Origin of the sequence: Pedobacter sp. BS3, assembly GCF_008274585.1 — a bacterium.
Lineage (GTDB): Bacteria > Bacteroidota > Bacteroidia > Sphingobacteriales > Sphingobacteriaceae > Hufsiella_A.
Window position 1 is genome coordinate 371,259 of record NZ_VTRT01000006.1, and the last position, 11,386, is coordinate 382,644.

11 protein-coding genes and 1 riboswitch are annotated in these 11,386 nt (G+C 43.8%); of the genes, 10 read left to right on the forward strand and 1 reads right to left on the reverse strand.

Annotated elements, in window-relative coordinates; genetic code table 11:
- Positions 1 to 251 precede the first annotated feature (251 nt).
- Complete coding sequence (dxs, locus tag FW774_RS16610; protein ID WP_149349331.1) at positions 252 to 2,180, forward strand: 1-deoxy-D-xylulose-5-phosphate synthase; 1,929 nt, start codon at positions 252 to 254, stop codon at positions 2,178 to 2,180.
- Between the two features lie 103 nt (positions 2,181 to 2,283).
- Here dxs and FW774_RS16615 read toward each other — a convergent pair whose 3' ends face one another.
- The gene (locus tag FW774_RS16615) at positions 2,284 to 3,510 is read right to left on the reverse strand and encodes an NADP-dependent isocitrate dehydrogenase (protein WP_149349332.1); all 1,227 of its coding nucleotides are present in this window, start codon (positions 3,508 to 3,510) and stop codon (positions 2,284 to 2,286) included.
- Positions 3,511 to 3,762: 252 nt separating this feature from the next.
- On the opposite strand from FW774_RS16615, the gene FW774_RS16620 reads away from it, so the two are divergent.
- From FW774_RS16620 to FW774_RS16660, 9 genes are all read left to right on the forward strand, one after another.
- The gene (locus FW774_RS16620; protein ID WP_149349333.1) at positions 3,763 to 4,200 is read left to right on the forward strand and encodes a hypothetical protein; all 438 of its coding nucleotides are present in this window, start codon (positions 3,763 to 3,765) and stop codon (positions 4,198 to 4,200) included.
- A gap of 256 nt (positions 4,201 to 4,456) precedes the next feature.
- Positions 4,457 to 4,598: riboswitch (cobalamin riboswitch) on the forward strand.
- 107 nt (positions 4,599 to 4,705) lie between these two features.
- A complete protein-coding gene (locus FW774_RS16625) occupies positions 4,706 to 5,674 on the forward strand; it encodes a ribonucleoside-diphosphate reductase small subunit (RefSeq protein WP_149349334.1) in 969 nt (322 codons plus the stop codon).
- Between the two features lie 118 nt (positions 5,675 to 5,792).
- Entirely contained in the window at positions 5,793 to 8,174 is a 2,382-nt protein-coding gene (locus FW774_RS16630) for a ribonucleoside-diphosphate reductase subunit alpha (protein ID WP_149349335.1), read from the forward strand.
- A gap of 215 nt (positions 8,175 to 8,389) precedes the next feature.
- Positions 8,390 to 8,608, forward strand: a complete 219-nt coding sequence (locus FW774_RS16635) for a hypothetical protein (protein ID WP_149349336.1) — start codon at positions 8,390 to 8,392, stop codon at positions 8,606 to 8,608.
- Positions 8,598 to 8,921, forward strand: coding sequence for a type II toxin-antitoxin system RelE/ParE family toxin (locus tag FW774_RS16640; protein WP_149349337.1), 324 nt, complete (start codon positions 8,598 to 8,600; stop codon positions 8,919 to 8,921). Before FW774_RS16635 ends, FW774_RS16640 begins: the two co-directional genes overlap by 11 nt.
- Positions 8,922 to 8,986: 65 nt before the next feature.
- Entirely contained in the window at positions 8,987 to 9,208 is a 222-nt protein-coding gene (locus FW774_RS16645; RefSeq protein ID WP_149349338.1) for a cysteine-rich CWC family protein, read from the forward strand.
- Between the two features lie 198 nt (positions 9,209 to 9,406).
- Positions 9,407 to 9,772, forward strand: coding sequence for a methionine-R-sulfoxide reductase (locus tag FW774_RS16650; protein ID WP_149349339.1), 366 nt, complete (start codon positions 9,407 to 9,409; stop codon positions 9,770 to 9,772).
- 25 nt (positions 9,773 to 9,797) lie between these two features.
- Positions 9,798 to 10,613 (forward strand): helix-turn-helix transcriptional regulator, encoded by an 816-nt coding sequence (locus FW774_RS16655; RefSeq protein ID WP_149349340.1) that lies wholly within the window; start codon positions 9,798 to 9,800, stop codon positions 10,611 to 10,613.
- A gap of 428 nt (positions 10,614 to 11,041) precedes the next feature.
- A complete protein-coding gene (locus tag FW774_RS16660) occupies positions 11,042 to 11,326 on the forward strand; it encodes a hypothetical protein (RefSeq protein WP_149349341.1) in 285 nt (94 codons plus the stop codon).
- Positions 11,327 to 11,386 lie beyond the last annotated feature (60 nt).

Genomic DNA, 11,386 nt, shown 5'->3' on the forward strand with positions numbered 1-11,386 from the left:
TAATAGTTGACAACTGACAGTGGACAGTTGACAATGGACAGTTGACAGTGGACAATTGACAGTTGACAATGGACAATGTCTGTATGGAGTCATAGCGTATAGCCCGGCAATCTAACATGCAACAATTGAACAATCTCTAACAATTAAACAATATCAGCTATCGCAATCCTCAATCACAATTTAACTTTATCATTAGCATCTATTAAACAATTTAGCTTAATTTGTAAGCTATTTACATCACAAGCCGGTATATGGAAGTTAAGGCAGGCGAACTTTTAGAACAAATTAATTATCCCTCTGATTTAAAGAAGCTTAAGGAGGCTGATTTGTTAAAAGTGTGCCAGGAGTTGCGCCAGTATATTATTGATGTGGTTGCTGTAAACGGCGGCCATTTCGGCGCCAGCCTGGGAGTGGTTGAGCTTACGGTGGCTTTACATTACGTGCTAAATACGCCTTACGACCAGTTGGTCTGGGATGTGGGGCACCAGGCATACGGGCACAAAATCCTTACCGGCAGACGCAATGTTTTTCATACCAACCGTTTATATAAAGGAATTAGCGGGTTCCCGAAACGGGGAGAAAGCGAGTATGATACCTTTGGGGTAGGGCATTCATCAACGTCCATATCCGCCGCTTTGGGTATGGCAGTGGCTTCCCAATACAAAGGAGAAACCGACCGTCAGCATGTGGCCGTTATTGGCGATGGGGCGATGACCGCCGGACTGGCTTTCGAGGCCCTGAACCATGCAGGAATAGAAAACTCGAACCTGCTGGTTATCCTGAACGATAACTGCATGTCGATAGACCCCAACGTAGGGGCCTTAAAAGAATACCTTACCGACATTACTACCTCAAAACCCTATAACCGCTTTCGCGATGATATATCGCATGTACTCACTAAAATTTCGGAATTAGGCCCCAATGCGCTCCAGATAGCCAAAAAGCTGGAAAAAAGCATCAAGGGAACCTTGCTTAAACGAAGTAATTTCTTCGAAGCCTTGAAGTTCCGGTATTTCGGCCCGATAGACGGTCACGATGTGAAGCACCTGGTTAAAGTACTGCGTGATCTACGTGATATTCCCGGGCCTAAGCTGCTACACTGTGTAACCGTAAAAGGTAAAGGTTTTGCACTGGCAGAAAAAGATCAGACCGTGTGGCATGCTCCCGGTTTGTTTGATAAAATTACCGGTGAGATTAAAAAAACGGTTTCTGATAAACCCCAGCCGCCAAAATACCAGGATGTTTTTGGACATACCATTGTAGAGCTCGCCGAGAAAAATCCTAAAATCATGGGTATAACCCCGGCCATGCCATCAGGAAGTTCATTAAACATCATGATGAAAGCCATGCCCAAACGGGCGTTCGATGTGGGTATAGCAGAACAACATGCCGTAACATTTTCTGCCGGACTGGCTACCCAGGGATTGATACCCTTCTGCAACATTTATTCCAGCTTTATGCAGCGGGCTTATGACCAGGTTATCCACGATGTGGCGATACAAAACCTGAACGTGGTGTTCTGCCTGGACAGGGCGGGCATGGCCGGAGCCGATGGCGCTACGCATCATGGCGCTTATGATTTGGCGTATATGCGCTGCATTCCGAATATGACGGTTGCTGCACCTATGAACGAGGAAGAGCTGCGCAATCTGATGTTTACCGCCCAGCAGGAGAATATGGGACCTTTTTCCATCCGTTATCCGCGTGGTCAGGGCGTAATGCCCGACTGGCAAAGACCCATGAGGGCCATTCCTGTGGGTAAAGGGCGTAAAGTTGCCGATGGTGAAGATGTGGCTATTTTAACTATTGGTCATGTCGGAAATGAAGCTGTAAAGGCTTGTGTTGAATTAAATGCCGAAGGCATTCATCCCGCACATTACGATATGCGCTTTGCAAAGCCGCTGGATGAAGAATTATTGCACGAAGTATTCGGAAAATTTAAGCATGTAGTTACCGTAGAAGATGGCTGTTTGCAGGGAGGCATGGGAAGTGCCATACTGGAGTTTATGGTTGATCATAACTATGCGGCACAGGTTATCCGCCTCGGTATTCCTGATAAAGTGATAGAGCATGGTGAGCAGCCCGAACTCTGGGCCGAATGTGGCTATGACGCTAAAGCCATCGCCGAAGCCGTGAAAAAAGTAGCGGTTTTACGACCCACCAAGAGTATTGCCGGGTAAGACCAAGCAAGATTGATTGTAATCATTAACAGGTAAATAATAAAGAAAGCCGTATTGAACATCTCAAAGCGGCTTTCTTTATAAAAGAGTTGTTTTGGAATACTTATCCCAGTTTTGCCTTCAGGTTCTGGTCAATAGCGTCCAGGAACTCTTCGGTGTACAGGTAATCGGTACCATGCTCAACTTTGGGTTTAATGGTAATGGCCAGGTCTTTGGTCATTTTTCCACTTTCAACAGTTTCAACACAAACCTGCTCAAGCGTATGACAGAAATCAACCAGCGCCTGGTTGTTATCCAGCTTGCCACGGAATTCCAGTCCGCGGGTCCATGCAAAAATGGAAGCTATCGGGTTGGTTGAAGTCGGGTTACCTTTCTGATGTTCGCGATAATGGCGGGTTACCGTTCCGTGAGCAGCCTCAGCTTCCATGGTTTTTCCATCAGGAGTAACCAGTGTAGAAGTCATCAGTCCTAATGAACCAAAACCTTGTGCAACAGTATCAGACTGTACGTCGCCATCGTAGTTTTTGCAGGCCCATACAAAGTTACCGTGCCATTTCAGGGCAGAAGCAACCATATCGTCAATTAAACGGTGCTCGTAAGTCAGACCATTTTTATCAAATTCAGCTTTAAACTCATTTTCGTAAATCTCCTGGAAAATATCCTTAAAGCGACCATCATATTTTTTCAGGATGGTATTTTTGGTTGACAGGTACAACGGCCATTTTTTCATTAAGGCCTGGTTAAAGCAAGCACGGGCAAATCCTTTGATAGACTCATCGGTATTATACATCGCCAATGCCACGCCATCGCCTTTAAAGTTATATACCTCGTATGATTGCGCTTCGCCGCCATCTTCGGGGGTAAAGGTAATGGTCAGCTTGCCTTTTCCTTTGGTAACAAAATCGGTAGCACGGTACTGATCGCCAAAAGCATGACGACCGATGCAGATCGGGGCAGTCCAGTTAGGTACCAAACGGGGAACGTTGCTCATCACGATAGGTTCACGGAAAACAGTTCCATCCAGGATGTTACGGATAGTACCGTTAGGCGATTTCCACATCTGTTTCAGGTTAAACTCTTTTACACGAGCCTCATCGGGAGTGATGGTAGCACATTTTATCCCTACGCCGTATTGCTTAATGGCGTTAGCGGCATCAATGGTGACCTGGTCATTGGTTGCATCGCGGTGTTCAATACCTAAGTCGAAATATTTAATGTCCACATCCAGGTAGGGCGTAATCAGTTTATCTTTGATGAATTTCCAGATGATACGGGTCATTTCATCGCCGTCAAGCTCTACTACCGGATTGGCTACTTTAATTTTTTCCATGATAATCTATTTATACGCGTTTTGATTCAGGTGGCAAAAATAAGAAGATCGGTTTACTTAACAAGTAACTAAATGATATTCTGGTAAATGATGATGTTTGTGTGAACTTTTGTCGCGGTATAATGTTTATATCATAAAATAACTATTGCCAGATTAACTATAAAAGGTACATGGTTTTTATACCTGATATTGTTAACCTGGTTATGTGCTTTGACTTTTAACTTTTGACCTTCTACTTTTAACTTAAACACTATGAGTAAGCGCACTAAATTTTACCCCGGTTTTGATGATGAAAACCAGGACAGAGATAAAGAATTGAAAGATGAGCTGGATGAAACCAGGGATATTGATGATCTGAAATTTAATCCCGATAAAAACAGCTACGAGATAGATGTGGATGATGACGGTGACCCGGATTATGATCATCCTGACCCGTATGATACCGATGCACCGAATGGCGAAGATGATAACTCGGATTGGGATGAAGCCAATCCTTATGTAGGTACCCAGGAATACGATAAAGATGCTTCGCTGGAGCATGACGCCGACCAACTGGGTATGCATATTGATGACGGTTCAATTGTAGAAGTTGACCCGGTAGATGAAAAGTTAGCTGAAACACCCGAAGATTACCGGGATGACCTGGACGAAGAAGGTTATCCGAAAAACGATAGAAATAATTTAAAGTAGCCAACTCTCTCAATCTGGTATTGAGCATAGCGATAGCTGATATTGTTTAATTGTCAGAGATTGATCAATTGTTAGATTGTCATATATGCTATGAACGATACAGACATTGTCAATTGTCAATTATCAACTGTCCATTATCCATTATCCATTATCCATTATCAACTGTCCGTTGTCCACTGTCCTGTGCAAAACTCACCGCATGTTTAAAACTTCCTCATGCGCCGGGATAAATTATCACCTAACTTTACAGCAGTTCTTTAACATCACCTGTCCTGGTTTTTTAATAGCATTATTAGAAATTAAAAGGGAACCATGTGCAAATCATGGGCTGTCGTGCAACTGTAATTCTGTATCTCATGCAGAAGAGCCAGACACCTGCCGGATAAGGATTGTCAAAGCTTTCACGTAAAAGGTTTTGATAAAAGTCTCAACGATGTATGGCCTTTACCGGCCTGCCTTTCCGTCTTTTGTCAATTCCTGTTTTTAAATTTTAATGTATTAAAATATGCAACAGGAAGAAGTGTTATTGCAGGAAAACAAGGATCGTTTCGTTATCCTGCCGATCAATTATCCCGCCATTTGGGAGATGTACAAACGTCACGAGGCCAGCTTCTGGACTGCCGAAGAAATAGACCTGTCGCCCGATCTGAAAGACTGGGAAGCATTAAGTCAGGGCGAACGGCATTTTATCAGCCATGTGCTGGCGTTTTTTGCAGCCAGCGATGGTATTGTGAATGAAAACCTGGCCGTGAATTTTATGAGCGAGGTGCAGGTGCCCGAAGCCCGCTGTTTTTACGGGTTCCAGATCATGATGGAGAACATCCACTCTGAAACTTATGCCTTACTGATTGATACCTATGTGAAAGACCCGGTTGAAAAAGACCGCTATTTTCACGCCATTGAAACCGTTCCCTGTGTAAAGCGAAAAGCCGAATGGGCATTGCGGTGGATAGAAAAAGGCACATTTGCTCAGCGGCTGGTGGCCTTTGCTGCGGTAGAAGGTATCTTTTTTAGCGGGAGCTTTTGCTCTATTTTCTGGTTCAAAAAACGCGGTCTGATGCCCGGACTGACATTCAGCAATGAACTGATCTCGCGGGATGAGGGCTTGCATTGCGAATTTGCCTGCCTGTTGTACAGCATGCTTAACAACAAGCTCAGCAAGAGCGAGGTATATGAAATTATCAGCGATGCGGTGACCATTGAAAAAGAGTTTGTTACCGATGCGTTGCCCGTAGACCTTATCGGGATGAATGCCCGCCTGATGCAGCAGTATATTGAATTTGTTGCCGATCGCTGGTTGGTGGAGCTTGGTTATCCGAAACTGTACCATGCAACTAATCCGTTCGATTTTATGGAAATGATATCGTTGCAAGGCAAAACCAATTTCTTTGAAAAACGGGTAGGCGATTACCAGAAAAGCGGCGTACTAGCCTCTAAAGAAGAGCAGGGCTTCTCGCTGGATGAGGATTTTTAATGAGTAGTGAGTATAGCGTATTGAGTATTGAGAGAATGGACAATAAACTTCGTTTTACTCAACCCCGAATAGTCGGGATTTCACTATGTTCAACTTTTAACTTTTAACTTAATAAGGCATGTTTGTAATAAAAAGAGACGGAAGAAAAGAAACCGTAAAATTTGATAAAATTACCGCCCGGATAGATAAATTAAGCTATGGGCTGCACCGGCAGTATGTAGACCCCATAGAGGTGGCAAAAAAAGTGATCGATGGTTTGTACGATGGGGTAACCACTTCAGAGCTGGACAGCCTGGCGGCGGAAACTGCAGCATCGTTAACTACTCGACACCCCGATTATGCCTTGCTGGCTTCGCGGATAGCCGTGTCGAATCTGCATAAAAACACCGTTAAATCTTTTTCGGAAACCATGTACCGGCTGTACAGCTACAAAGACCCCAAGACTGGGAAAGATGCGGCCCTGATAGCCGATGATGTCTGGGAGGTTATTAAAGGCAATGCCGAATTGCTGGACAGCACCATTATTTACGACCGTGATTTCAGCTTTGACTATTTCGGCTTTAAAACTCTCGAAAAATCATACCTGCTTAAGCTGGATGGTAAGATTGCCGAGCGGCCGCAGCACCTGTTTATGCGGGTAGCCATCGGTATTCATAAATCAGACGTGGAAAGCGCCATTAAAACCTACAACTTAATGAGCGAGCGCTGGTTTATCCACGCTACGCCAACGCTGTTTAATGCCGGTACGCCCAAACCGCAGATGTCGAGCTGCTTCCTGGTAGCCATGAAAGACGACAGCATTGAGGGTATTTACGAAACCCTGAAGCAAACCGCTAAAATTTCGCAGAGCGCCGGCGGCATTGGCCTGAGCATACACAATGTGCGGGCAACCGGTTCGTATATCAGCGGCACCAATGGAACCAGCAACGGCATTGTGCCCATGCTGCGGGTATTTAACGATACCGCCCGTTATGTAGACCAGGGCGGGGGCAAGCGTAAAGGCGCTTTCGCGATTTACCTGGAACCCTGGCATGCCGATATCTTCGAGTTCCTCGATTTAAAGAAGAACCACGGTAAGGAAGAATTGCGTGCCCGCGATTTATTCTATGCGCTTTGGGTGTCAGACCTGTTTATGAAACGGGTGGAAGCCGATGGCAACTGGAGCCTGTTTTGTCCGCACGAAGCGCCCGGACTATCAGATTGCTATGGCGATGAATTTGAAGCGCTTTATGAACGTTATGAGCAGGAGGGGCGTGCCCGCAAAACGGTGAAAGCGCAGGAACTCTGGTTCGCCATTCTGGATGCGCAGACCGAAACCGGAACACCTTACCTGTTATATAAGGATGCTGCCAACGCTAAATCCAACCAGCAGAACCTGGGAACCATAAAAAGTTCTAACCTGTGTACCGAGATCCTCGAATATACATCGGGCGATGAAGTGGCGGTATGTAACCTGGCATCACTGTCGCTGCCGCGATATATTACCGATGGTGAGTTTGATCACGAAAAATTATACGAGGTTACCTACCAGGCTACCATAAACCTGAACCGGATTATTGATAACAACTATTACCCGGTAGAAGAAGCCCGGCGGTCCAATTTACGTCACCGGCCTATCGGCCTTGGCGTTCAGGGACTGGCTGATGTGTTCATCCTGTTAAAGATGCCGTTTGAGAGTGAAGAAGCCGCCCGGTTAAACCGCGAGATATTTGAAACCATTTATTTTGCCGCTATGACGGCTTCGGCCGATTTAGCCGCGAAAGAAGGTGCGTACGAAACCTTTAAAGGCTCGCCGCTTTCGCAAGGAAAATTCCAGTTCGATTTGTGGGGCGTACAGCCTGATAGCGGTCGTTGGGATTGGGAAAGCCTGCGCATGCGGGTGATGAAAGACGGTGTGCGAAATTCCCTGCTGGTGGCACCGATGCCTACGGCTTCAACCTCGCAGATTTTGGGCAATAACGAATGTTTTGAACCATACACATCCAATATTTATACCCGCAGGGTATTGAGCGGCGAGTTTGTTGTGGTAAACAAGCACCTGCTCCGCGACCTGGTTGAACGTGGTATCTGGAACAATGAGTTAAAGGATAAAATTGTACTGGCAAACGGTTCCATTCAGCAAATAGATGAAATTCCGCAGGATGTAAAGGAATTGTATAAAACCGTTTGGGAAATAAAAATGCGTACGGTAATTGATATGGCGGCCGATCGTGGAGCCTATATTTGCCAGTCGCAGTCGCTTAACCTGTTTGTCAATGCGCCAACAGCGTCAAAGCTAACCTCCATGCATTTCTATGCCTGGAAGAAAGGGCTGAAAACCGGCATGTATTACCTGCGTACACAAGCAGCTTCACAGGCTGTGAAATTTACGGTGGTACAAAGCCAGGCCGATCGGCAGGTAGAGCCTGTCATCCAGCAAACAACCGTAGTTGAAGCCGAGGAAGAAATTACCGGTGCCGTTTGCACCATGGAAGAAGGTTGTGTGTCGTGCTCAGCATAAGATAAATAAAGAGTAAAGAGACAAGAAGCAAGACAGAAAAATTGTCTACCCGCTCGGCGGAATTTGCAATTCCGTCGTTGGTAACACCGGATCTTAAATCCGGCATGCTTAAGGTCAGGATTTTAAATCCCACACGAAGCAAGTAATGCGACAATTTGAAATGCACCCTGTAAGACTTATAAAAGAATAATGTTAATTTTGTAATTGAGGGCTGAATGATGAAATTATTATTAAATATTCAGGATAGCGAGGCTACTGCTTTTTTAAAACTAATCGAGGATAATCCTTATGTAAAAGCTGAGCATATTACAGCGCCTGATATGGAGTTATTAGCGGAGATAAAAGAAATAAAGACGGCCTTTAAGCACGTAAAACGTATTAAGGAAGGAAAATTGAAAACCAGGCCTGTCGAAGATCTTTTAAATGAGCTTTAATGTTTCCACAATTGCTTATTTTGATAAGCAGTTAAAACGACTTGTTAAAAAATATCCTTCATTAAAGGGCGAATTTGTGGAGCTATTAAATTCGTTAAGGGAAACTCCTGTATTAGGATCACCCATTGGTAATGACTGTTATAAAATTCGTTTAGCCATATCTTCCAAAGGGAAGGGAAAATCAGGAGGAGCAAGAATCATCACGTATGTTGCCATTAAGGAAAGTAGTGTTTTTCTGCTTTCTATTTATGACAAATCCGAAAAGGAAAATATAAGTGATAAAGAACTTCTTAAATTGCTTGAACAGGTATAAAGCAAAAACAGTTTCCGCTGTTTCTAAACGGTTTTTTGAGCTAAACATTTAATTTATTGAATCAAATGGCAAAGCACGAGATCATCCCCTGCGAACGTTGCGGCACAGCCATCGAGTGCAAAGCCAATTCGTACACCAAATGTCAGTGCAGCAGGGTACACCTTAACCTGAATGAAGTACAATATATCAGTGAGCAATACGATGGTTGCATGTGTGCAAAATGCCTGCTTGAATTAAAGGAAGAATATCAGCATCAGTTAGTGGCAGAATTTACGATTTCAGATTGATGAATTGCCAGATTGTTATATTGTTACCTGTTATGGGTTACGTGTTACGGGGCCCATAACTCATAACATATTTCTGCTTCCGGTCTTTTCTGACTTGGGGGCTATAAGCTATGAACCATGAACTATAAGCTACTTTTTCCGCCCCTTTCTCAAAACTACTTACTAACTTACAGCGTTTTACTATCAAAGTCGTTCAAGATGGAATACAATAAGCTGACCCCCGAAGAAGAATACGTGATTTTGCATAAAGGTACTGAAATGCCTTTCACAGGAGAATATACTAACCTGAAAGAACCTGGTACTTACGTTTGCAGGCGTTGCGATGCGCCATTATATCGGTCGGAAGATAAGTTTGAGTCACATTGCGGCTGGCCCAGTTTTGATGATGAGATACCCGGAGCGGTAAAGCGTGTTCTGGACAGGGACGGAAGGCGAACCGAGATTATCTGTGCCAATTGCGGTGCACATCTGGGGCACGTGTTTGAAGGCGAACGTTTTACGCCTAAAAATACCCGTTATTGTGTGAACTCCATTTCAATGAAGTTTATACCCGCTGCGAAATAAAAGTAACATTATATTGCCTGTATCAATGCATACCCGGTTTTTATTTGCTGAACCTGAATTTCTGGGCAATTTTACGCGTCAGCTAAAATTAGAGTGGGATGCTTATGGAACAGGGCCCTACAGCCTGGTTTTACAGCAACAGATGGCCTTGTTAGAGGAAATGGCCGTTATGAACAGCCGTGTATTCAGCGTATTTGATATAAAAAAGATAAAATATCTTTTCTATACAAAAAATCTGTTTAAATTTTTAGGAGTTGAAAATCCCCATGGAGATGAACGCTGGGAAAGTAACTACATGACCAGGCTGGAAGATATAAAGCTGTTTGAGAATTATGCACGGGTAAGACAACAAATAAGAACCATGTTATCGTATGAAGAGCGCTTAGGCCAAATTGCCGTTGTATGCGGTGCTTTTCTGAAGATGACGGATAATAAATTAAAACGTACCTTATTCCAAAGCAAACCTGTGCTTTTTGACGCTGACGGAAACGCAGATATAAATTTTGATGCGTTAAGTGATATTCAGTTCCTGATGACAGATCAGCCGGGGTACTGGATAAGAGTAGCAACAGGCGACCGGGTTTTCCACTGGCATTCGATGGACGGAAGACTGAAAGAAAAAGACTTACTGTCATCCCGTGAAAAAGAACTACTGCTTTTATGGTATGGAGGGCATTCGATACCCCAGATCGCAATCCTTCAACAGGTAAGCATACAAACGGTGAAAAATCAGTTTAACGCTATGCGTAAGCGGTTCTTCGCCCGTGATACCACAGCCTTGCTTCAACTTTGCATGATGACAGGTGTCTTAAATGCAAACACTCATCAGCTCATTGGTTGATATAATCGATCATAGCAAATCTTTGGTTTTTGTCTGAACGAACGCAGTGAAGCTCTCTCTAAACATCAAGTGCTATCCATTGGAGTCTTATGGACAGCATAACAAACTTTATAACTATAGCAATTAATGGTACGTTGTACTATTGATTACCCATAAAAATTGCTATATTATTGCAGCTGGTTATCACTTAAAGGTGGTCGACAGACAGCAGATTTCTACCGGAGAATTGGCCTTTTGATTTATACACGATAGAAAAACTTTGAGTGGTAATTATAGTATACAGGCAATAATTGTGTGTAGCTTATGTTATTCCCCACACCAGAATTTATGCAATTAAAACAGATTATATTATTCATTTAATCCTTAAAAAATAGCTTATGAAAAAAACAGTACTCCTCGCATTAGCTCTGATTGCAATGCAAGGCCTTATGGCTCAAACCATTCGTTATGTAAAAGAAACCGGTTCCGGGGATGGTTCCAGTTGGAATAATGCCAGCAATGACTTACAGGCAATGATTGATGCAGTATCCGCGGATCCCAATGGCGGCGAAGTATGGGTAGCTCAGGGTACCTATTACCCTTCAAAAACCAACAACAGGGATGATTTCTTTCGAATAAAAGCTAACAATATAAAACTCTACGGCGGATTTGAAGGAACCACGGAGACCTCTATCAGCCAGAGAGATATTGTAAACAACGTGTTGTGCGATTAAAAAAAAGATAGAAATGAAAGAAAAGGTTGCGCATTTTACTGAGAAACAGTATATTAAAGA

What these genes read in the sequence shown, in the direction of transcription:
- FW774_RS16655 (WP_149349340.1), top strand. Translation starts at nt 9,798, where the DNA reads ATGCATACCCGGTTTTTATTTGCTGAACCTGAATTTCTGGGCAATTTT.
- FW774_RS16640 (WP_149349337.1), top strand. Translation starts at nt 8,598, where the DNA reads ATGAGCTTTAATGTTTCCACAATTGCTTATTTTGATAAGCAGTTAAAA.
- dxs (WP_149349331.1), top strand. Translation starts at nt 252, where the DNA reads ATGGAAGTTAAGGCAGGCGAACTTTTAGAACAAATTAATTATCCCTCT.
- FW774_RS16615 (WP_149349332.1), bottom strand. Translation starts at nt 3,510, where the DNA reads ATGGAAAAAATTAAAGTAGCCAATCCGGTAGTAGAGCTTGACGGCGAT.
- FW774_RS16635 (WP_149349336.1), top strand. Translation starts at nt 8,390, where the DNA reads ATGATGAAATTATTATTAAATATTCAGGATAGCGAGGCTACTGCTTTT.
- FW774_RS16630 (WP_149349335.1), top strand. Translation starts at nt 5,793, where the DNA reads ATGTTTGTAATAAAAAGAGACGGAAGAAAAGAAACCGTAAAATTTGAT.
- FW774_RS16645 (WP_149349338.1), top strand. Translation starts at nt 8,987, where the DNA reads ATGGCAAAGCACGAGATCATCCCCTGCGAACGTTGCGGCACAGCCATC.
- FW774_RS16660 (WP_149349341.1), top strand. Translation starts at nt 11,042, where the DNA reads ATGGCTCAAACCATTCGTTATGTAAAAGAAACCGGTTCCGGGGATGGT.
- FW774_RS16625 (WP_149349334.1), top strand. Translation starts at nt 4,706, where the DNA reads ATGCAACAGGAAGAAGTGTTATTGCAGGAAAACAAGGATCGTTTCGTT.
- FW774_RS16620 (WP_149349333.1), top strand. Translation starts at nt 3,763, where the DNA reads ATGAGTAAGCGCACTAAATTTTACCCCGGTTTTGATGATGAAAACCAG.
- FW774_RS16650 (WP_149349339.1), top strand. Translation starts at nt 9,407, where the DNA reads ATGGAATACAATAAGCTGACCCCCGAAGAAGAATACGTGATTTTGCAT.